Raw genomic sequence first — 20,820 nt, 5'->3', positions numbered from 1 at the left:
CCATGACGGAGCATCGGCTCACCCCAGCGCCACCCAAGGGCGACCTCACGGACTCGCCCCGTTTTCCTGCAGCAGCCAAGGCAGAAATCGGTAACGTCCAACAACGCAAAAACCTCTATCACGCCACACACACGATCCGCGTCAAGCGGGCGAACGCCGTCGCCGAAGTGCCGAACTGGCAAGAGCTGCGCGCAGCGGGCGAAGCGATCAAGAACCGGGTGCTGCGAAACCTCGATACGTACCTGATGCAACTGGAAGAGTCCCTCACTCGTAACGGTGCGACCGTTCATTGGGCGCGCGATGCCGCGGAAGCCAACGCGATCGTCACCGACCTCGTCAAGGCTGCCCAAGCCCAAGAGGTCGTCAAGGTGAAATCGATGGCGACCCAGGAAATCGAGCTTAACGAAGCGCTCGAGGAGGCAGACATCGCCGCCTGGGAAACTGATCTCGCCGAACTCATCGTGCAGCTTGGTCACGACCGCCCCAGCCACATTCTCGTGCCGGCGATCCACCGTAACCGAAGCGAAGTACGCGAGATATTCCTTGAGGAGATGGGGCAGTACGGAACTCCCGCGCCTCCGGATCTGAGCGATGACCCGGCCGATCTGGCGGGAGCCGCGAGGACACATCTGCGGGACAAGTTCATGCGGGCATCGGTAGGGATTTCCGGTGCCAACTTCGCGATCGCGGAGACTGGCTCGCTGGTCGTCGTGGAATCGGAAGGCAACGGCCGAATGTGCCTGACGCTGCCCGAAACCCTCATCTCGGTGGTGGGTATCGAGAAGGTTCTGCCGACGTTCGACGACGTCGAAGTCTTCATGCAGTTGCTGCCGCGAAGCTCGACGGCAGAACGAATGAACCCCTACACCTCTGTGTGGTCAGGGGTGAGCGAGGGCGATGGACCGACAAACGTCCACGTCGTTCTGCTCGATAACGGACGGACCAACGCGCTGGCCGATCCCGCCGGCCGAGAAGCACTGCGGTGCATTCGCTGCTCGGCTTGCTTGAATATCTGCCCGGTCTTCGAAAAAGTGGGCGGGCACGCCTACGGTTCGGTCTATCCCGGCCCGATCGGCGCGATCCTCAACCCGCAGCTGCGGGGCACCGAGTCAGCGGTGGATAAGTCGCTACCGTTTGCCTCCTCCCTGTGCGGCGCCTGCAACGACGTGTGCCCGGTGAAGATCCCGATCGCCGACCTGCTCGTGCACCTGCGCGGCAAGGTGGTTGATTCCAAGCGAGGCACGCCTAGCGCCGAGGCAGCCATGATGAAAGCTGGCTCCTGGGTCATGGCAGATCACGCCCGGCTGGAGGCCGCGCAACGAGCCTCGGGCCTCAGCGGCAAGGCGCTCGGCCGGTTCACCGACCACATTGGCGCGTTGCCGTGGCCCATCTCTAAGTGGACGAACGCTCGGGATGTGCCACTGCCGCCCGAACAGTCCTTCCGGCAGTGGTGGCAGGAGGAGAAAGACAAGTGAGCACCGCACGTGAGGAGATCCTGGCCCGAGTGCACAGCGCACTTGCCGACATTCACGACGGCGATCCCGAGGTGAATGCGCCGATCGACTGGAGCTATGCAGAGGCTGTCGAGCTTGACGGCGAGCTGCTCGACGTGTTCGCCGAACGGGTTGCGGAATATCGTGCAACGGTCGTGCGATGCACCCCGAAAGACCTGCCAAACCGCGTGGCTAGCGCCATTGCTGATCTGGGGGCGGATTCGATGCTCGTCCCTCCCGGACTCGAACGCGGCTGGCTCTCGCAGTTACCACCCGAGGTCCGGCTCGTGACGGAGGATGAGCCGCTGAGCCCCGAGCGCCTCAACGATATTGCGGGCGTCATCACCGCCGCAGCGGTCGGCATCGCGGATACGGGAACCATCATCATGGACCACGGCCCCGACCAAGGGCGAAGAGCGCTGACCTTGGTGCCTGACCGTCACGTGTGCGTCGTACGGGCAAGCCAGGTCGTTTCGGGCGTCGCCGAAGCCGTCGCTCGCGTCAAACCCGCCGTGACCAGTGGCCAGCCGCTGACCTGGATTAGCGGCCCCAGTGCCACGAGCGATATCGAACTCTCCCGTGTCGAGGGTGTACACGGACCTCGCAACCTGTACGTCATCCTCGTAGCGGAAACTGACTAATCGCTCGCGGGCAGGTCGCGATGAAAATCGCGGCCGGCCGCGATGTGCCACTGCTCGCCGGTGAGCTGCGGATGGTGAGGCGCTCGAACGATCGCCCACAGGAAGAACACGAGTTCGGCGACCTCGGATCGCAGGCGCCAGCGTACGGCCCCTGCCTCGGCGCGACCCAGAAGCTCGATTTCTTCTGCTGCCGTAATCGAGACATAGTCGAGCGCACCCCAGCCCCAAAAGTGGATCCCACTGCTCGTTACCAAATAGAACCCGAGCTGGGAGACGCACAGCGCTCCGGATTCGCCCGCCACCCACCGGGGAGTCATAGCAGCCTCGGCGGCGCGGCGCCGGCGAGCATTACGCGCCGCCTGTCCTGCCATGATGCCCGCGCTGATGAGCAGCCCAATCTTTCCGGTCGCGAGGAACAGGCCGCGGCTTTTGTCGTAGCTGCCGTCTGAGCCAGGAACAAATGCGGAGAGCTGAAAATTCGACGCCGCAATGATGTGTTCTCGAGCCGGATCGCCCTGCATCGCAAACGGTACGGGCACGATCGGAAGATTACGCTGGGCCATGATCGAATCGACGAGAGCAAGCAGCGCGTTGATCCGGGGATCCTGCGTCCGAGAGCTCGACATGTCACCTAGCTTACCGAGCGTGAGAACGCGCAGCGGGTTCGTCTCCCTGAGCCACGTGGGCTATAAAGATTGGAGACGGAAGGAGGCCGACATGTCGCATCGGCCCAGTGTGGCGCTCGGAGCTCTCGGTGGCACCATCGCCATGACACCATCGGACACGAGCGAGGCAGTTACTCCGCAGATGTCGGCGGCAGATCTCATCGCAGCGGTTCCAGGGCTCGCCGATATCGCCAATATTCGCGCCACCTCACTCAGCAACCTCGCCTCGCCGGCCATGACGATGACAGAGGTCCTTGCCGCGCTTAGTTTTGCGCGTGCGGCCATCGCCGATGGCGCTCGCGGAATCGTCCTGACCCACGGCACAGACACGCTAGAAGAAACGGCCTTCCTCCTCGACCTCCTGTGGGACCAGCCCGAACCACTCGTGATCACCGGGGCGATGCGCTCGCCGAGTCAGCCCAGCGCCGACGGGCCCGCCAACCTCATCGCTGCCATCCGCGCGGCGATCAGCCCCGACCTTCGTGGCTGCGGCGTCCTTGTTGCCTTCAACGACGAAATCCACCTGGCCCGAGCCGTCACGAAGTCCCATTCGACGTCGCTGTCTACCTTCCGTTCGCCCGACTGGGGACCCATTGCGCGAGTTGCCGAAGGACACGTAACCGTCATGCTGCATCCGGCCAAGCGGCTCGATCCGCTGCCAGTTCCGCCACCTTCGGACGTTTCGATTCCGATCGTTGAAGTGGGGCTCGCCGAGGGTGGCAGCTATCTGCCGGCGTTGGCGGCGACGGGGATCGACGCGCTCATCGTGGCAGCCTCGGGGGTTGGCCACATGTCGCCGGCCGCAGCCGACCACTGCGAGTATCTCGTGGCTGGCGGGCTACCCGTGATCTTCGCGACCAAGACGGGTGCCGGGCGGACGCTCGAAGGGACCTACGGATACCCCGGCAGTGAAACCGATCTGCTCTCGCGCGGACTCATCGGGGCCGGCAGCCTCAGCCCGCGCAAGGCGCGCCTGCTCACGCATGTGCTGGTGCGCGCGGGCAGGAGTAGAGACCAGATGAGAGGTGAGTTTTTACGGCGCGGCTAAAGCGCCCACGCCGGACTCCTTGTGGCGAACGCGCGCGAGATCGCGCAGCGTGATTGCCTGGAGGCATGGCTACCGCGCATGACCAGCTGACCTTCCAAAACCCCGTAACGCGCTTCGCGGAGATTTCCCCGCCGAAGCAACACCAAGAAGAACCCGGCCTCGACGCCGAACTCAAACCCAAGGCCGACCGCGGCGAAGAAACCTACCGTGGCACTGGCCGCCTCAAGGGCCGCAAAGCCCTTATCACCGGCGGTGACTCCGGAATCGGTGCCGCCGTCGCGATCGCCTTCGCGCGCGAAGGTGCCGACGTCGCGATCGGTTACCTGCCGGCCGAAGAAGAAGACGCCCAGCACGTGAAGAGCATCATCGAAGCCGAGGGCCGCACCTGCGTGCTCATCGCCGAAGACCTCTCGACGAAGGACGCATGCGAGAAGCTCGTGGCCGAAGCCGTCGAGGGCCTGGGTGGACTCGATGCCCTCGTCAACAACGCGGGTAAGCAGATTTCGGTCGAGAACTTCGAGGATCTGAGCGACGAACAGGTGGTGGAGACCTTCGACGTCAACATCATCGCGATGTTCCGGATCTGTCAGGCGGCGCTCCCGCATCTCTCCCCGGGATCGACCATCGTGAACTCGACGTCCATCCAGGCGTACTCGCCCTCGGACCACCTCATCGATTACGCCTCGACGAAGGCTGCCATTAATAACTTCACGAAGGGGCTGTCCCAGTCCCTGGCGCCGAAGGGCATCCGCGTCAACGCGGTAGCCCCGGGCCCGGTGTGGACGCCGCTGCAGGTATCCGATGGTCAGCCGAAGGACAAGCTCCCCGAGTTCGGCAAGAACACTCCGCTCGGACGCGCCGGTCAGCCTACGGAGATGGCGCCGTGCTACGTCTTTTTGACCTCGCCGGAATCGAGCTACGTGGTGGGTGAGACGCTGAACGCCAACGGGGGACAGGTATCCCCGTAGCTAGAGCATCTTGATGCGATAGAACCGCTCCGCGACATGGCCATCGGGCAAACCTGCCTCGGTGGCCATGCGCACGCCACCCTGGCGCAGATTTGCTTCCAGGCGGTCACCGAGGTGCCCAGTCTGGGACTCGTGAGCCTTCAGAGCGGCAATTTTGCGCTCGAAGGTGTCTGTGATGTCGACGTATTCGTTTGCGCTCGGGTGTGCCATGAGCCAGATTTCCGGGACGACGAAGCGGGTGAGGCCTTCTTCCAGCAGTTCGGGGAAGGCATGGGGGTTTTCCGCTGCCGGATAGATCGCGCGCATCGCCGCCTCGCCCGCAGCAAGGTGATCGGGGTGGGAAGCGTGCAGGAAGTCGTACCAGCGCTCCGGTGACTGGAGCAGAACCCGGTCGGGCTGGACCTGCCGGATGATGCGCACGAGGTCGCGTTGCAGATCGCGGGAGGGCTCGACGTGTCCGTCGCGGTAGCCTTCCAAGAACAGTACGCGGGAGACACCCACGATGTCGGCGGCCGCCCGCTGCTCGGCTTCGCGGATCCGCGGCATGGTGTCCCGTTCTACCGCATCGACGCCGCCGGCATCCCCTCGGGTAACGCAGACGAGCGTGATATCCCAGCCATCATCCGCCCACGTCGCTAGGGTTCCGGCGGCGCCAAAATCGGCGTCGTCGGGGTGGGCGACGATGACGAGAGCTGAATGAGTCGACATGTCAGGCCTGGCTGTGGTCTTCGACCGGGCTGATCGCCTTATCGAGTGCGTCCAGGAGGCCGTCGGCGGTCTCGCCAAAGGAATCCGGCAGCTCAAGCGTGCCGCCCTTCACGTACTGCTGCGCGAACGGCACGGCGACCAGGGGGTGAACGGGCTTCATGTTCAAAGCGAACATCACCGGGGCGAGGGAGTTGACGGCTCGCAGGCCACCCGAGGCGCCGCCATAGGACACGAAGCCAATAGGCTTGGCGTTCCATTCGGCAAAGAGATAGTCGATCGCGTTCTTCAGCGGAGCCGTAAATGCGTAGTTGTATTCCGGCATGACGAAGACGACGGCATCTGCGCTTCGCACCGTCGCTGCCCAAGCCTTGGTGTGCTCCAGGCGGTAGTCGCCAAAGCGCGGGTGGCGTTCTTCGTTCATCATCGGCAGGTTCATCTCGCGCAGGTCCGCGATCTCGACCTCGAACCGGTCATCGCTGCGAACTCGATCAGCAAACCAGGAAGCGTAGTGACCGCCAACACGGCTGGGGCGCGTCGAGGCAATCACCAGAAGAATTTTCTTTGTCATGTCACCAATCTATCGCGATCATGGGTAATCTGGGCACAATAGTGACGTGATTTCCAACCCGGAGTTTCGTGACCGGCAGCAGCGTTCGTGGGCGGTGCGCCTTGCGCCGCCCCTTGTGATGATCCTGATGATGTGGCTGTGTTACGTGATCCAGGTGGTTGTTGGCCCCGAGGTTTGGCGGGACTTTGGGATTCCGGCCGGCGGCTGGGATCGACTCTGGTCCATCGTGACGGCGCCGTTCCTGCACGGCGGCATCATGCACCTGATCAACAACACCATCGCCATGATCTGGCTCGGCATCATGACAGCGGTAGAAGGCCCCAAGAGATTCTGGGCCGTCACGATCACCGCCGCAATCGTCTCCGGCATTGGTGTCATCATGCTCAGTGCTCCGGGCAGTGTCACCGTCGGAATGTCCGGCGTAATCTTCGGGTACTTCGGCTACATCCTGGTCGCTGCGTTCGTCGAACAGCATAGGCGCCACAAGGCTGTTCGGATCGTGTCTCTTGCCGTCTTTTTCATGTGGTGGGGCACGACCTTCTTTGCGGGTTTCATCCCGCAGGGCAACATGAGTTGGCAGGCCCACCTGTTTGGGGCTCTCGGTGGTGGTCTCGTCGCCATCATTACCGAACGGCGAGAAGCGCGAGCCATGCAGCCCTAACGTCACGATTGGGTCAAGATCGGCCCAGGGCGGCATAAGCGTTGCGGAGCTCGGCTAGAGTGTGACCACCCTCGCATTGTGATGCGCTAGATCCCTCGACGAAAGAGATCACCATGTCGACCACAGATCCTGCCGGGCCGATCGGTCCCGATTCCACGGAAACGCGCGCTGCCAAAGCCCCCTCGGCAACCGCGTCGGGCACCTTGATCGGTGCCATCTTCCTGATGGCCACGTCGGCCATTGGCCCCGGGTTTATCACCCAGACAACCAACTTCACGATCCGGATGGGGGCCGCTTTCGCGGCCGCCATCACGATCTCGATCATCGTTGACATCGCTGTGCAGCTCAATGTGTGGCGAGTGATCGGCGTCTCCGGCAAACGATCCAACACCCTCGGCAACCTCGTCCTTCCCGGATTGGGATGGGGCATCGGCGCCATGGTGGCCCTCGGTGGGCTCGTCTTCAACATCGGCAACGTCGCCGGCGGCGGACTCGGACTGAACGCCATGCTCGGCCTCGATCCCAAGATTGGTGGCGTCATCACCGCGGCGCTAGCCATTGGCGTGTTCTTGTGGAAGGCTGCCGGTAAGGCGCTCGACTCCATCGTCGTGATCCTGGGATTCGTCATGATCGCCCTGATGATCTACGTGACGGTCGTATCCGCTCCGCCGTACGGCGAGGCCCTGAAGCAGGCTGTCATCCCCGACAAGTTCGAGTTCATCGTTATCACGACCCTTATCGGCGGCACCGTGGGTGGTTACATCACGTACTCGGGCGCGCACCGCATGGTCGACACGGGAATTGTCGGTCCGGACAACGTTCGACGGATCTCTCGTTCATCGGTGATTTCGATCCTCGTTACGGGGGTCATGCGATTCTTGTTGTTCCTCGCAATCCTTGGTGTCGTGACATCGGGTGTGAACCTCGAGGGCGTGGAGAATCAGGCCGCGGCCGCCTTCGGCGCTGCCGCTGGCGAGATCGGAATGAGGATTTTCGGCGTCATCCTGTGGGGCGCGGCCATTACCTCGGTGGTCGGCGCGGCCTTTACTTCGGTGTCCTTCATGACCAAACAAGGTGCCTCGGTCTGGACGCGGAACATCGTGACGGTGTGCTTCATCGTGTTTTCCACGATCGTCTTCCTCCTGCTGGGCCAAGCTCCGACGACGATTCTTATCGTGGCCGGTGCCGTCAATGGACTCATCCTGCCCGTTGGTTTCGCACTCATTTTGTGGGTGGCGTGGCGCCGGCGCGACCTGCTCAACGGCTATGTGTATCCCGCCTGGCTCCTGGTGATCGGGGTCGTGACGTGGCTGCTGACGATCTTCCTTGGCTGGCAGTCGCTTGGCGGCCTCGCCCAGCTGTGGAGCGGAGGATAAGGCCCCATGGTCACGGCACCGCCGCTTGAGGAGGCACGGGACCTTCACCCGCGGGCGGCACGGTCACTGTTCCGGCAGGGACTCACCGTGCCCACGACGGGGTGGTGCGCAGGTTATGCGCAAGCAAACCTCATGATCGTGCCGAAGGATATTGCCTTCGACTTCTTGCTGTTCGCCCAGCGCAACCCGAAGCCGTGCCCCATTCTTGGGGTCCTGGATGCGGGGGAGACCTCGGGACCGCTGCTTGCTGGCGGCGATATCCGCACCGATCTTCCGGCCTATACCGTCTACGAACGTGGCAAGCTCGTCGATACGGTCACGGACCTCACGCCGTATTGGCGCGATGATCTCGTGACCTTCATCCTGGGTTGCTCCTTCACGTTTGAAGCGCCTTTGATGGAGGCCGGGATCCGAATCCCTCACATCGATCAGGGCACGAACGTCTCGATGTATCGAACGTCGATCCGCTGTGAGACTGCGGGCCGGATCTCGGGACCGCTGGTGGTCTCGATGCGCCCAATCGCTGCCGATCGCATCTCCGATGCCGTGCGGATTACCTCGCGTTATCCCGCGGTGCATGGTGCTCCGGTGCACGTGGGGGAGCCGGCGATGATCGGGATAACCGACTTGGCCAGGCCCGATTTTGGTTCTCCGGTCGACATTCCCGACGGGAGCATCCCGGTGTTTTGGGCGTGCGGCGTCACGCCCCAGGCGGCGGTGATGGAATCGGCGCCCGGTCTAGCCTTCGGCCACGGCCCCGGCTACATGCTGATTACGGACGCCAAGGACTCGGACTACCTCATTCCGTAACGATTCGGGCGAGGACGTCGTCGAGCGCGACTCTGTCACCGGTGCTGACTGCGAGTTCTTCGAGGGTTCCGGCACGGTGGGCGTGGATTGGCGTTTCCGTTTTCATGGCCTCCAAGACCACGACGGGATCTCCCTCTTCGAGGTCCTGTCCTTCGCTCGCGACGACCTTGAGGACGGTGCCGGCCATAGGGGAGCGGAGTTCGGCTTGATCACCCGGCTCCTGTCCCGACACCGAGCCGTCGAGCGCATCGAGGGCGCCCCCGTCGCCGCCAGCGACCAAAGCCCGCATGAAGGCCGCGGGAACACCGAGCTTCGCGTTCTTGCCGTCGATCTCGATCATCATGCGCACGCGTTCCTGACTCGGAACCGCCTGCCGGAAGTCGGGATCGTCCTTGATGCGGTCGGAGAACTCTTGCTCGATCCACGTGGTGTACACGCCGAGCCCCTCATCGGAGACGAACGCCTCCTCTTCCAAGATTGCGCGATGGAACGGCAAGACCGTCGTAATTCCTCGGATCCGCAGCTCTTTGAGCGCTCGGCGCGCTCGCCGGATGGCGTGCTTGCGCGAGATTCCGGAGATGATCACCTTGGCGAGCATCGAGTCATAGCGCCCGGAGATCACCGAGTCAGTGTGCACTCCGGTATCGATCCGAATACCTGGGCCGGTCGGTGGGTCGAACACGTCGATCGTGCCCGTGGCGGGCAGGAACCCACGGCCGACGTCTTCGGCATTGATCCGGAATTGGAAGGCGTGTCCCGTCGGCTGCACATCGCCGTCCAGGGGCACCCGTTCGCCGGCCGCGATCTGCAGCTGGGCGAGGACCATGTCGAGACCGGTGACTTCCTCGGTGACCGTGTGCTCAACCTGGATGCGGGTATTGACCTCAAGGAAGGAGATCGTGCCCGACGCGCCGAGGAGGTACTCCACCGTTCCGACGCCGACGTAGCCGGCTTCGCGGCATATGTCGCGCGCCGAATTGACGATGAGGTCGTTTTGTTCAGCCGTGAGGAATGGTGCGGGTGCTTCCTCCACAAGTTTTTGGTTACGGCGTTGCAAGGAGCAGTCGCGGGTGCCAAGCACAAAGACATTGCCATGCTTGTCGGCGATAACCTGGGCCTCGACGTGGCGGGGCTTTTCGAGGAACTGTTCGAGGTAGCACTCACCGCGACCAAAGGCCGCCTCGGATTCGCGTACTGCCGACTCGAATGCCTCCTCCACGTCCTGCAGGCGGTGAACGACGCGCATGCCGCGCCCGCCACCACCATAAGCAGCCTTGATGGCGATCGGTAGCCCAAGCTCTTCGGTGACCTCACGGGCCTTGCGAGAATCGGGCACATTGCCATCGCTACCTTTGACGAGGGGAGCGCCAACCTTTTCGGCGATCTTTCTGGCGGCGACCTTGTCTCCAAGCAGCTCAATCGTTTGGGGCTCCGGGCCAATCCAGATTAGGCCCGCATCGATGACGGCCTGGGCAACATCGGCGCGTTCGGCCAGGAAACCGTATCCGGGGTGTAGCGCGTCGGCGCCGCTGCGGCGCGCGATATCCAGGATCTTCTCGACGTTTAGGTAGGTGTCCGCTACTTCTTCGCCCTCCAGCGAATACGCTTCGTCGGCGACCCGCACGTGCAGGGCCTCGGCATCCGGGTCGGCAAAGATCGCAACGGACGCGATACCCGCTTCCGCGCACGTGTGGGCGATGCGGACCGCGATTTCGCCACGGTTAGCAATGAGGACCTTCTTCATGACTCGTTTCCTTCCGGTGCCCGCGCACCGATGGCGTCGTCGGCGACGGAGGGTTGGTGGTAGAGGCGGAATCGGATCTTAGATCCCGGGGGCATTTGCGCTAGGACATCAAGGTCGTGATGGTTGACGACTCCGATAACTGGGTAGCCGCCCGTCACCGGATGGTCGCGCATGAAGAGCACGGGTTTTCCTTGATGGGGGATCTGGATCGCGCCCGCCACAGTCCCTTCGGAGGGGAGCTCGCCCATATCCCGGCTCTTGAGCGGCATGCCATCCAGGCGCAGTCCGATCCGGTTCGATGTCTCCGTGATCGTCCACTCCTGAGAGAGCAGCAGGTCGATCTGGTCCGAATCGAACCAGTCATCGCGCGGGCCAAGAATGATGGAGGCCGAGACCACGTCTCTCGGTAGCGCCGGGGCATGCTTAGGGTCGGATACAAAACTGGGCCACGCAGCGCTCACCACCGGGAGTTCCACACCGGGCGCGAGTGGGGCGGGACCTTCCTGGGACAACAGGTCAGCGGAAGCCGAGTCAAGCACCGTCGGAACATCGAATCCGCCGCGAACCGCGAGATAGGAACGCATCCCGCGCTTGGGGGAGCCCAGGGTCAGGCTCTGGCCATCAAGGAGCGCAAATGGGCGGTTGATCGGCGGTGTGTAGTCGGGAACATCGCCGCCCAGGGGAGCTCCCGTGACCGTGATATCGACATCGGCTCCCGCGACGCCGACGACCTGGTCACCGATTGCCGTCACCGATAAGCCACCCATGAGGGACTCGATGACGGCATATCCAACCGGGTTACCCACGAGCAGGTTAGCTCGGCGAGCGCTACGCAGGTCCATGGCTCCCGATTCGGAGACACCGAGGTCCGCGAAGCCTGGGCGGCCCTGATCCTGCAAGAGAGACTGGATTCCGGTTGATTTGATCCGGAGTCCGTGCTCGATTCCCGTGGGCATTGAGGGGGACGTCGTGGAGATCTCGACGAGTTCGTTTACAGCTCGGTATCGGACGATGTTGCCGGGGGCGACGAGTGCGGGCTGATCGGCGCTCGCGTCCCACATGGGTGCGCTCGAGCGGCCAATGAGTTGCCAGCCACCGGGAGTGGAGCGGGGATAGACGGCCGAAAAATGTCCCGCCAATCCGACCGACCCAGCAGGTACCGACGTTCGCGGCGAGTCCCGGCGGGGAACGTTGAGCGAGTCGTTCTCGCCAATGCAATAGACAAAGCCTGGCGAAAACCCGCCAAAAGCGGCAGTCCAGGCCTGGCTGGTATGCGCCTCGATGACCGCCTCGCGGCTCATCCCTAACAACTTTGCAACGTCATCGAGATCCTCGCCGTCGTAACGCACATCGATGACGATTTCCTTTGAATCGCGCTCAATCCGATCGTGGACATCGAGGCCTCGGACATACCTGGCGAGTTCTAGCGCCGCGACCGGCGAGACGGCTCGAACGAGGACGGTTGAAGCCGCCGCGAGGCATTCGACTAAACCGGCAGGCTTGGTCGATGTGAGGGCATGGTGCAGCGCCACGACGTCGTCAAGTGAGTCGAGTTCGACGAGGAATGCGAGATCTCCGCAGGGGCGAATCGTGCGGTTCATACGAACGCCTGCACCTCAACACCGGCGTTGGACAGCGCCTCCCGCACCGTACGGGCGAGGTTAACGGCGCTGGGGGTGTCCCCATGGACGCAGATCGATTCCGCTTGGAGACTGATATCGCTGCCATCGATTGCTTCCAGGACACCTTCGGTGGCGAGACGCACCATGCGTTCGGCCGCGACCTGCGGATCCGTGATGACGGCATCGGCCTCGCGACGCGAGACGAGTGTGCCCTCAGGGGTATAGGCACGGTCCGCGAATGCTTCCACCACGGGCCGCAGTCCCGCCCGCTCAGCCTCTCGGTAAATCACGGAGTTGGGCAGGCATAAGATGGGGAGCTCATCATCAAATTCCACCAGCGCGTCAACGACCGCGCGGGCATGAGCCTCGTGGGTCACGATCGTGTTGTACAGCGCACCGTGCGGCTTGACGTAGCGGATCTTCGCGCCGCGCGGCGCACCAAGGGCCTGCAGAGCGCCAAGTTGATAAAGAACGAGGCTCGTCAGATCGCTCGGGGCAACATCGTGGAAGACGCGGCCAAAATTGGCCAGGTCTTGGTAGGACACGTGGGCGCCAATCGCGACGTTGTTTTCTGCCGCGAGGCCAACCGTCGTCGACATCACTGAGGCATCTCCGGCGTGGAAACCGCAGGCGATGTTCGCCGAGGTCACGATCTGCATCATGGTGGCGTCGTCGCCCATCTGCCAGTTGCTGAAGGACTCTCCCGAATCAGAGTTCAGATCGACGTGCATAAATCTCGTCTCCTTCGTGCCGTCACGCGGTCACTCCATAGTAGTCGGATGATGAGACACTTGTCCTATGAGTGAACTACGGGAGATGTTCCGAACAATTTTTCGTCGCCACGTCGCTGGCGTGACAGTCGTGACCTTCACCGTTGATGGGGAACTGGCTGGATTCACCGCAACGTCGGTGATCTCGGTTGCGGCAGCACCGCCGAGCATCGCCTTTGCAGTCTCGCGTGCATCGGGTGCAGGAATGGCGGTTGCGGGCACCTCGGAAGTGATCATTAATTTCCTTGATGACGCCTCCGATGAGGTGGCGACGCGCTTCGCGATGCGGGGCGGTGACCGGTTCCTTCCCGGATCCTACGACCTCACCGATGATGGCGTGCCCTACCTCCCGGGCGCCTCCGCCTGGCTGCGGGCGTCGATCGTGGCGCGCCACGACGTCGCGGATTCGGTCCTCATCGTCGGCGAAGTAACCGAGATTGAGGTGACCGAAGGAGAGCTTGCGCCGCTCGTGTATCTCGATCGCCAGTATCGTCGCCTGGCTCCCATCACCACAGGTGAGTGATATCGCCGTCGGCTAACCTCCAGCGCCACGCGCCCGACGCGCCAGCGGAATCCACGGCGCACATATCTCCGGCGATATTCCAGGCGGCACTCGTCGCCACCCCGACATCAGCGCAGTGCCAGCGCATGAGTTCGTCGCCATCGATCGACAGCAGCACGAAGGTGTTTGTCGCTTCGTCCAAGCAGACGGCATGGGCGCCGTCGGGAGAGACCCCGCCGGGGATCACTTTGCCGATCGTTGGGCGTGCTTCGCGCACGTGATCGGCGCCTTCCCACCACCACGCGCCGCGCGAGCCGTCGGGCCGCAGGTACGTCGTGATCATGCGAGAGCCATCGGGCACCAGGCGTGTGCTCGTCACGATATTGCCGGGTGGCAGCTCAACGGTGATGGTCTCGCCCGTGAGCAACCGGTGGATGGTGATCTCGCTGACGTCGGGGGAGAAGACTGCGACGCTGGCCCCGTCCTTGGAGGTCGTGGCGCGAGCATCGGCCGGCACGTCGAGGTGCAGGAGTTGGGGAGCACTGCGCCAATCCCGGTACCAGACGTCGAGGGTGTGGCGCTTTCGGTCATCGGAGAGATACGTGATGCCCTGATGGTGGACGTGCAGGACGCGATGGGTGATACCGGCGCCATGCGCGAGCAGGTGAAATCCCTCGAGGCCGGCCGGAATGTGGGTTGCGACCATATTGAGTAGGGACAGTTGCGGCGTGGTCCCGCCGCCCCAGTCGTGTTCGACGACGATCGTGCGGTGGCCGGGAATGTAGAGCCCGGTGCATGAGGTCGCCAGTGATGTCAGGATGCGAGGTTGACCTTTACGGCCGATCTCCATGAGCTGGCGTGGCTCGCTCGCGCTGCGCGCGAGCACACGTCCTTCGAGGTCCACATCCAGGACGACGGGGAGCCCCGGGGCAGGCGTCGGCGCATGGCCGGTCGTCACGCTAGATGTGTCCCGGGTCATAGCGTGATTGTGTCACGAATTTCGATTCGTCGGTGGGACCAATGTCTAATGGGGGAGTGTTCCATATTGTTTTCCACGAGCCGCGGATTCCCGGAAATACCGGGGCCGCAATCCGGCTCGCCGCCTGCACCGGCGCCACACTGCACCTGATCAAACCGCTCGGTTTCGACTTTTCGGATGCGCACCTGAAGCGGGCCGGACTCGACTATCACGATCTCGCTGATCTCGTGATCCACGATGATATTGACGCCATGTTCGCCGCGCTTGCGCCGAAGCGCGTCTGGGCGTTTTCCGGAAAGTCCGAGCGTTCCTTCGCTGACATTTCCTATGACGAGGGCGATGTGCTGCTCTTTGGCTGTGAACCCAGCGGGCTTCCGGACAGCGTCCTTACCGATGATCGGCTTGCAGGCATTGTGCGGATCCCGATGCAGCCTGGTCGGCGGAGCTTGAACCTCGCGAATTCCGCCTCGATCGCCGTCTACGAAGCGTGGCGGCAACACGATTTTGCGGGTGGCGTCTAGGGACTACCGGGCCCGCAGGGCGTAAAAGGCGACCGCCGCCGCAGCGGCGACGTTCAGCGAATCCACGCCGTGTGCCATCGGGATCGTCACGACGTCATCGCAGGCGGCGATCGTGCGCCGCGTGAGGCCATCGCCTTCGGTCCCGAGCACCACCGCGAGCTTGTCATCGTTTCGAGCAGCGAGCTCATCGATCGTGAGCGCGTTCTCGGCGAGCGCTAGCGCCGCCACGCGAAACCCGAGTGCGCGCAGCTGCTCGATGCCCTGCGGCCATGGCGAGATTCGGGTGAATGGCACCTGAAACACCGTCCCCATCGAGACGCGCACGGCCCGCCGGTAGAGCGGGTCCGCGCACGATGGGGTGCACAAGATGGCATCGACCCCGAGCGCCGCGGCGGAGCGAAATGCGGCCCCCACATTGGTGTGGTCGACGATGTCTTCCAGGATCGCGACGCGGCGAGCGCCCGCGAGAGTCTCGGCAAGGCTCGGCAACTCCCGGCGGTGCATCGCGGCTAGGGCTCCGCGGTGGACGTGAAAGCCCGTGAGCTGGCGGAGCTCCTCGTCGGTGCCGATATAGACCGGCACCTCGCCGCCGTCGTCGTGACCGGTGGCGCGCCTGATCGTCTCGCGCATCGAGTCCAGCCAACGCTCGGCCATGAGGAAGGAACGCGGCCGGTAACCGGCGGCGACCGCACGCGAGATCACGGTGGAGGACTCCGCCATGAACAGGCCGCGCTCGGTTTCGAGTTTCTTGCGCAGCGCGACGTCGGTGAGGTCCGTGTAGTCCGCCAGGTCACCGGCCTGAGGTAGGGCGATGATCACGCGTCAGCTGTGGGCGGCGGCGATCGCCAGCTTAAGAGCGCCATCGAAGTTGGATTCGCGCTCCTCAGCAGTCATGTCCTTGGACCCGTCGAGCAGGTGGTCCGAGACTGTCAGCACGGTGAGCGCTTCCTTCCCGAACTCAGCGGCGACGCCGTACATGGCGGCGGCCTCCATATCGACGCCAAGGACGCCGTAGTCGGCAAGCTTTTGGACCTGGCCGTCGACGACGAGGTAGAAGTGATCGCGCGAGATGATCGTGCCGACGTGCACGTTATCGGCGTCTCCCGCTGCGGCAACTGCGGCCTGGGCGAGGTTAAAGGAGGCGACGGCCGAGAAGTTGACGCCCGGGATCCGGTGCTGATTCATGGCAGAGTCCGTGTGCGCGCCCATCGCGATGATGACGTCGCCGACGGAGACGTTCGGGCTGATGCCGCCCGTCGTGCCGACGCGAATAATGCGTTCGACGCCGTAGAACTTAAACAGTTCGGTCGTATAAATCGTCGCCGAGGGCTGGCCCATTCCCGAGCCCATGACGGACAGCGGCTTGCCATTGACGGTGCCGGTGTAGGCGAGCATGCCGCGCACCTCATTGACGAGCCGAGGCTCGTCAAAGACCCTTTCCGCGATGCGCTTGGCGCGCAGCGGATCGCCCGGCATGAGAACAGCGGGGGCGAAATCGCCGGGGGCGGCAGAAATATGGGGCGTGGCCATGAAAGCTCCTTCACTCAGGTCGTGACCTCCACCCTACCGGCGCCGCGCGCGCCACAGCCGAGCTGGCGGTGAGACGGCGGCTACATCTCCACGTGGGTGGCAGGGTCGCCGCCGATCCGGCCGCGCTCGAGCGACGCCAGGGCCTCGACCTCACGCCCGGTTAACCGGAGCGAGACTGCCGCGAGATTCTCGGCCGCGCGCTCGGTCGAGTCGGTCTTGGGGATCGGGGCGCAGCCCCGAGCCAGGTGCCAGGCCAGCACCAACTGGGCTGGAGTACAGCCATGCGCGTGCGCCATCGTCGTCACGGTCTCGTTGCTGAGCAGGTCGGTCTTTCGGCCGAGCGGAGACCACGCCTGCACCTCGATGCCGCGCTCCTGGCACCAAGCAAGAAGCGCCTGCTGCGGGAAGTAGGGATGCAGCTCGATCTGGTTGATGGCAGGCCATTCGCCATAGGCGTCGTAAAGCGCGGTGAGGTGCTCGGGCAGGAAGTTGGAGACACCGAGCCGCCGGATCAGGCCCTCCTCGCGCGCGGCCATGAGCTCGCCATAGACCTCGCGGTAGCGCCCAAGGCTCGGCAGCGGCCAATGGATGAGGTAATTGTCGAGGTAGCTAAGCCCGAGGTCGTCCAAACTTCGCTCTAGACCCGCGCGTGCGCCCGCCACCTGGTCATCGCCCCGCAGCTTCGAGGTCACCGCGACCTGATCGCGTGCCACAGCCGAATCTCGCACGCCCAATCCGACCTCGCGCTCATTGCCGTAGCTCGAGGCCGTATCGATGAGGCGGTAGCCGAGCTCGATCGCGCTTGCCACCGAGGATGCCGGGTCCGTGAGCGCATACGTCCCATATCCGATCGTCGGTATAACATCAGCATCGTGAGTCATACCGCCAGTCTTGCATCCCGGCCCGCGCCACGTCTCGTCGCCTTCGATCTAGACGACACCCTGGCGCCCTCGAAGTCTCCGGTTCCAAACGACGTCGCCCGCGGCCTCATGGAACTCCTTGAGCGAGTACCCGTCTGCGTCATCTCGGGCGGCCAGTTTGCGCAGTTCGAAACGCAACTGCTGCCCCACCTGGACCTCACCGAGGCGGCCAGCGGCAGGCTCCATCTCATGCCGACGTGCGGCACCCGCTACCTCGTTGCCGACGGGTCGGCCTACCGCGAGGTCTACGCGCGCAACCTAAGCGAGGACCAGCGCCACCGCGCAATGGCCGCCGTCGAAGCCACGGCCAAGGAACTCGGGCTGTGGGAGAGCGAAACCTGGGGGCCCGCGATCGAGGACCGAGGCTCCCAAATCACCTACTCCGCGCTTGGCCAGGCCGCGCCGCTGGAGGCAAAGAAGGCATGGGACCCGAGCGGCGAAAAAAAGAACCGGCTGCGCGATGAACTCGCTCCGCAGCTTGCCGATCTGGAGGTGCGCTCCGGCGGATCGACGTCGGTCGATATCACCGCGCGCGGCGTCGATAAGGCCTACGGCATGCGCGAGCTCGCCGCGGCGACCGGCATCGCGCTCACCGACATGCTCTTTATCGGCGACCGACTCGACCCGCACGGCAATGACTACCCGGTCAAGGCGCTCGGCGTGCCATGTCTCGAAGTCTCATCGTGGCAAGAGACCGCAAACGTCATCGCCGAGGTCATCATTCGTCTTGACGAGTCATCGACGCATGACAGACTAAAGGCATGACAACTCCCGAGAAAAAGCCGGACAAGCCGCGGATTGGTTCGGCAAGCCGCACGGAATCGATGCTGCCGTGGATTGCGTTCGTTCTCGCGATCATCGTCGTCTTGATCCAGGCATCATTCGCCTACTCCACGGGACGCTCCCTCGCGGCCGGCGATCAAACCGCCGCCTCGGTGCTGTTGTTCATCTCGCTGATCGTCTCCCTGGTCGTCGTCGTCCTCGCCGTCGTCGCGCTCGCCCAACGCTGTAAGAACACCTGGGCCACCTTGATCGCGCTAGGAATCGGCGCGAACGTGCTCTTTGTCTCGATCGCCTCATGGCTCGGCTCGTTAGCGTCCACGAGCCCGTAACCCCACGGTTCACGCCGCGGCGCATCGGAGGCGCGATTGCCGCCTTCCTCGCGCTCACGGCGGCGTCCCTTGGCATCGGGTGGGGAACCGCGAAGGTCGACTCTGCGATCGGCCCCCACAACGCCGTCATCACCACCACCCTGAGCAGCGATATCCGCGTCACGCTGGGGCCGCTCGGCGCCGTCGTGATCGACTCACCGCTGCCGCGTCCCTTTGGCATCCAGGTCGACGTTCATGAGGTGCCGGCAGCCGATCCCACACAGGATCTCGGCTCCCAGCTCACGGCAAACCTCAACGCCTACCTCCAGCTCGCCGAAAACCCGGAAGCCGCTATCCGCGGACCCCGAGACGCCCTCATTGCCGACATTCTCGGGCGGGCCGCCATCACCTTTGGCATCGGCCTCATCGCGATCACCGCGGTGCGGCTCACGGCCCGCGGCCGGGCGCTCGCGGCGACCGCCCGTGTCCTTCGCACCCCGGGAATCGCGCCGCTGCTTGGCGCGACCGCCATCGCCGGCATCGCGCTGCTGATCGCGCCGCTCGCCCGGCATCCCCTGACCGGCGCCCGGTCCATCGAGGCGCTCGCGAACACGCCATTTCGCGACATCAAAGTCGTCGGCCAGCTGGGGCCGCTGCTGGACCTCGGCGCCGATGCGGCCGTCGCCCAATACAACTCGACGATGGACTTCTACGACGGGGTGAACACGGAGATCGCCCGCAACCTTGCGCCCTCGCCCTCGCACGCCGCCTACCGGATCCTGGCCTCCGATGGCAGCCGTGGTGAGCTCGTGGAGGCCAGCGGCGATGATCTCGTCACGGTGGTTTTCGTCTCCGATCTGCACTGCAATATTTCGCTCGCTGAGCCCATCGCGCGGATCGCGGATGCGGTGCACGCCGATTTCATCATCAACGGCGGCGATACGACGACGAACGGCACGAGCGCCGAGCAGTTCTGCGTGGACGCCTACGCCACGGCATGGCAGGACTATCCCGTCGTCGTCTCCGATGGAAATCACGATTCAAAAACGACGACGGCGCAGGAGCGTGCGGCCGGCTGGCACGTGCTGTCGGGCGAGCGCATCACCGTCGCGGGGCTCTCACTTCTTGGCGATATCGACCCGACGATCACGGTGCTCGGGCAGGGGACCTTCGCTGAACGCGAGGAGTCCAAACCCGAGATGGCGGCGCGGCTGTCGCAGGCCGCGTGCCGCGGGCCGCTCGCGCTCATGATCGTGCACGACCCCTACACTCAGCGCGTCGCCGAGAATACGGGCTGCGCGCCCATGTGGATCTCGGGTCACGTCCACCACCGGGTCGGGCCGGATCTCGTTGCCGGTAGCGACGGCGCCCAGATCCGTTACACCAATGCCTCCACGGGTCGCGGCCTGAAGGAAAACACAGTCATGGGTCGAATGAACTCCGATGCCGAGATAACGATCCTGCGCTTCGATAAGGCCCGCCAGCTTCCGGTCGACTACCGCGTCGTCTCGATCACCTCCAGCGGCTCCGTGAACGTCACGCCGCTGCGGCCCTACTACCAGCTCGCTCCGGCCGAGCCTGTCGATACACTGGTGCAATGACTCGCACGAGCCGGACCCCCAGCGTTTTCGGTGCCACCCAGTATGGACTCGTTCTCCTCGTTTGTTCCCTCTTTGGGATCTGGGCGAGCGTGGCCCTGCTCGCTGCCGAGCTCGCATACCTGAAGAACCCGCTGGCGGCCCCGGCCTGCGACCTCAACACGCTCATCGGGTGTGGCGTCTCGCTTCTCAGCCCGCAAGCCCACCTCGTCGCGGGCCTGCCGAACGCGCTGATCGGTGCCATGGCGTTTTCCGTCATTGCGCTGATTGCCCTGCTGCAGCTATCCAAGGTTTCCTTCCCCCGGTGGTTGTGGGGCGCGCTCGTGGCGGGATCGATCGGAGCGCTCGTCTTCGTCGCGTACTTCACCTACCAGTCGGTCGCCGTCTTCAAAGCGCTGTGCCCATACTGCATGGTGATCTGGGCGGCCGCTATCCCCATCGCGGTCTTCACCATCGGGCGTGCCATGGCGCTCGGACACGTACCGCCACGTAGCGTCGGCACCCACCTGTGGACCTACCGCTGGCTCTACACGCTGGCGGTGATCATGGCCGTGGTGCTCGTCGTGGTGATCACCATGCGTACGCAAATCGCGGCGGTCATCTAG

Annotated in this window: 23 protein-coding genes; 13 read left to right on the top strand and 10 right to left on the bottom strand. The window is 63.9% G+C overall.

The window, feature by feature from the left end:
- Window positions 1-2 precede the first annotated feature (2 nt).
- Window positions 3-1,475, top strand: a complete 1,473-nt coding sequence (locus MUN85_RS08480) for a LutB/LldF family L-lactate oxidation iron-sulfur protein (protein WP_250506312.1) — start codon at window positions 3-5, stop codon at window positions 1,473-1,475.
- Window positions 1,472-2,134, top strand: coding sequence for a LutC/YkgG family protein (locus MUN85_RS08475; protein WP_250506311.1), 663 nt, complete (start codon window positions 1,472-1,474; stop codon window positions 2,132-2,134). Before MUN85_RS08480 ends, MUN85_RS08475 begins: the two co-directional genes overlap by 4 nt.
- On the opposite strand, the gene MUN85_RS08470 is transcribed toward MUN85_RS08475, so the two are convergent.
- Window positions 2,131-2,760, bottom strand: coding sequence for a hypothetical protein (locus MUN85_RS08470; RefSeq protein WP_092565123.1), 630 nt, complete (start codon window positions 2,758-2,760; stop codon window positions 2,131-2,133). The two genes, MUN85_RS08475 and MUN85_RS08470, sit on opposite strands and share 4 nt — an antisense overlap.
- A gap of 91 nt (window positions 2,761-2,851) precedes the next feature.
- Here MUN85_RS08470 and MUN85_RS08465 point away from each other — a divergent pair, with 91 nt between their 5' ends.
- Together MUN85_RS08465 and MUN85_RS08460 are read left to right on the top strand one after the other, a co-directional pair.
- Window positions 2,852-3,847: an asparaginase gene (locus MUN85_RS08465; protein WP_250506310.1), complete on the top strand. Its 996-nt coding sequence runs from the start codon at window positions 2,852-2,854 to the stop codon at window positions 3,845-3,847.
- Between the two features lie 65 nt (window positions 3,848-3,912).
- Complete coding sequence (locus MUN85_RS08460; protein ID WP_250506309.1) at window positions 3,913-4,815, top strand: SDR family oxidoreductase; 903 nt, start codon at window positions 3,913-3,915, stop codon at window positions 4,813-4,815.
- Here MUN85_RS08460 and MUN85_RS08455 read toward each other — a convergent pair whose 3' ends face one another.
- Both MUN85_RS08455 and MUN85_RS08450 read right to left on the bottom strand, forming a co-directional pair.
- Entirely contained in the window at window positions 4,816-5,523 is a 708-nt protein-coding gene (locus tag MUN85_RS08455) for a PIG-L deacetylase family protein (RefSeq protein ID WP_250506308.1), read from the bottom strand.
- Between the two features lies 1 nt (window position 5,524).
- A complete protein-coding gene (locus MUN85_RS08450) occupies window positions 5,525-6,091 on the bottom strand; it encodes an NADPH-dependent FMN reductase (protein WP_250506307.1) in 567 nt (188 codons plus the stop codon).
- 46 nt (window positions 6,092-6,137) lie between these two features.
- On the opposite strand from MUN85_RS08450, the gene MUN85_RS08445 reads away from it, so the two are divergent.
- The 3 genes from MUN85_RS08445 to MUN85_RS08435 all read left to right on the top strand — a co-directional run bounded on the left by MUN85_RS08445 (window position 6,138) and on the right by MUN85_RS08435 (window position 8,938).
- Window positions 6,138-6,752 carry a rhomboid family intramembrane serine protease gene (locus MUN85_RS08445; RefSeq protein WP_250506306.1) on the top strand — a complete coding sequence of 205 codons (615 nt, stop codon included), beginning with the start codon at window positions 6,138-6,140 and terminating at the stop codon, window positions 6,750-6,752.
- Between the two features lie 113 nt (window positions 6,753-6,865).
- Entirely contained in the window at window positions 6,866-8,128 is a 1,263-nt protein-coding gene (locus MUN85_RS08440) for an NRAMP family divalent metal transporter (RefSeq protein WP_250506305.1), read from the top strand.
- A 6-nt stretch (window positions 8,129-8,134) separates the two neighbouring features.
- Window positions 8,135-8,938, top strand: coding sequence for a putative hydro-lyase (locus MUN85_RS08435; RefSeq protein WP_250506304.1), 804 nt, complete (start codon window positions 8,135-8,137; stop codon window positions 8,936-8,938).
- Here the strand turns inward: MUN85_RS08435 and MUN85_RS08430 are convergent.
- Genes MUN85_RS08430 through MUN85_RS08420 form a run of 3 tightly spaced genes read right to left on the bottom strand, consistent with a single transcriptional unit; the run spans window position 8,928 to window position 13,035 of the window.
- A complete protein-coding gene (locus MUN85_RS08430) occupies window positions 8,928-10,682 on the bottom strand; it encodes an acetyl/propionyl/methylcrotonyl-CoA carboxylase subunit alpha (RefSeq protein ID WP_250506303.1) in 1,755 nt (584 codons plus the stop codon). The genes MUN85_RS08435 and MUN85_RS08430 overlap by 11 nt on opposite strands.
- Window positions 10,679-12,283 carry a 5-oxoprolinase subunit B/C family protein gene (locus MUN85_RS08425; RefSeq protein ID WP_250506302.1) on the bottom strand — a complete coding sequence of 535 codons (1,605 nt, stop codon included), beginning with the start codon at window positions 12,281-12,283 and terminating at the stop codon, window positions 10,679-10,681. The genes MUN85_RS08430 and MUN85_RS08425 overlap by 4 nt, the downstream gene beginning before the upstream one ends.
- Window positions 12,280-13,035, bottom strand: a complete 756-nt coding sequence (locus MUN85_RS08420) for a LamB/YcsF family protein (RefSeq protein ID WP_250506301.1) — start codon at window positions 13,033-13,035, stop codon at window positions 12,280-12,282. The genes MUN85_RS08425 and MUN85_RS08420 overlap by 4 nt, the downstream gene beginning before the upstream one ends.
- A 67-nt stretch (window positions 13,036-13,102) precedes the next feature.
- Here MUN85_RS08420 and MUN85_RS08415 point away from each other — a divergent pair, with 67 nt between their 5' ends.
- Entirely contained in the window at window positions 13,103-13,597 is a 495-nt protein-coding gene (locus MUN85_RS08415) for a flavin reductase family protein (protein ID WP_250506300.1), read from the top strand.
- Here MUN85_RS08415 and MUN85_RS08410 read toward each other — a convergent pair.
- Window positions 13,581-14,555 (bottom strand): hypothetical protein, encoded by a 975-nt coding sequence (locus MUN85_RS08410; protein WP_250506299.1) that lies wholly within the window; start codon window positions 14,553-14,555, stop codon window positions 13,581-13,583. The genes MUN85_RS08415 and MUN85_RS08410 overlap by 17 nt on opposite strands.
- A 56-nt stretch (window positions 14,556-14,611) precedes the next feature.
- Here MUN85_RS08410 and MUN85_RS08405 point away from each other — a divergent pair, with 56 nt between their 5' ends.
- The gene (locus MUN85_RS08405; RefSeq protein WP_092565096.1) at window positions 14,612-15,076 is read left to right on the top strand and encodes a tRNA (cytidine(34)-2'-O)-methyltransferase; all 465 of its coding nucleotides are present in this window, start codon (window positions 14,612-14,614) and stop codon (window positions 15,074-15,076) included.
- A 3-nt stretch (window positions 15,077-15,079) separates the two neighbouring features.
- Here the strand turns inward: MUN85_RS08405 and MUN85_RS08400 are convergent, their stop codons facing one another.
- The 3 genes from MUN85_RS08400 to MUN85_RS08390 all read right to left on the bottom strand — a co-directional run bounded on the left by MUN85_RS08400 (window position 15,080) and on the right by MUN85_RS08390 (window position 17,487).
- Window positions 15,080-15,895, bottom strand: coding sequence for a TrmH family RNA methyltransferase (locus tag MUN85_RS08400; RefSeq protein ID WP_250506298.1), 816 nt, complete (start codon window positions 15,893-15,895; stop codon window positions 15,080-15,082).
- 3 nt (window positions 15,896-15,898) lie between these two features.
- On the bottom strand, window positions 15,899-16,606 hold the full coding sequence (gene deoD / locus MUN85_RS08395; RefSeq protein ID WP_250506297.1) for a purine-nucleoside phosphorylase: 708 nt from the start codon (window positions 16,604-16,606) through the stop codon (window positions 15,899-15,901).
- A gap of 80 nt (window positions 16,607-16,686) precedes the next feature.
- Complete coding sequence (locus tag MUN85_RS08390) at window positions 16,687-17,487, bottom strand: aldo/keto reductase (RefSeq protein ID WP_250506296.1); 801 nt, start codon at window positions 17,485-17,487, stop codon at window positions 16,687-16,689.
- On the opposite strand from MUN85_RS08390, the gene MUN85_RS08385 reads away from it, so the two are divergent.
- From MUN85_RS08385 to MUN85_RS08370, 4 genes are read left to right on the top strand one after another with little or no spacing between them, the layout of a single operon-like run.
- Window positions 17,479-18,291, top strand: coding sequence for an HAD-IIB family hydrolase (locus tag MUN85_RS08385; protein ID WP_250506295.1), 813 nt, complete (start codon window positions 17,479-17,481; stop codon window positions 18,289-18,291). The genes MUN85_RS08390 and MUN85_RS08385 overlap by 9 nt on opposite strands.
- Complete coding sequence (locus MUN85_RS08380) at window positions 18,288-18,638, top strand: hypothetical protein (protein ID WP_092565088.1); 351 nt, start codon at window positions 18,288-18,290, stop codon at window positions 18,636-18,638. The genes MUN85_RS08385 and MUN85_RS08380 overlap by 4 nt, the downstream gene beginning before the upstream one ends.
- On the top strand, window positions 18,605-20,218 hold the full coding sequence (locus tag MUN85_RS08375; RefSeq protein ID WP_250506294.1) for a metallophosphoesterase family protein: 1,614 nt from the start codon (window positions 18,605-18,607) through the stop codon (window positions 20,216-20,218). Before MUN85_RS08380 ends, MUN85_RS08375 begins: the two co-directional genes overlap by 34 nt.
- A complete protein-coding gene (locus tag MUN85_RS08370) occupies window positions 20,215-20,820 on the top strand; it encodes a vitamin K epoxide reductase family protein (RefSeq protein WP_250506293.1) in 606 nt (201 codons plus the stop codon). Before MUN85_RS08375 ends, MUN85_RS08370 begins: the two co-directional genes overlap by 4 nt.

It is taken from the genome of Bowdeniella massiliensis, from assembly GCF_023634005.1.
Lineage (GTDB): Bacteria > Actinomycetota > Actinomycetes > Actinomycetales > Actinomycetaceae > Bowdeniella > Bowdeniella massiliensis.
This window is presented reverse-complemented; position numbering and strand designations above follow the sequence as displayed.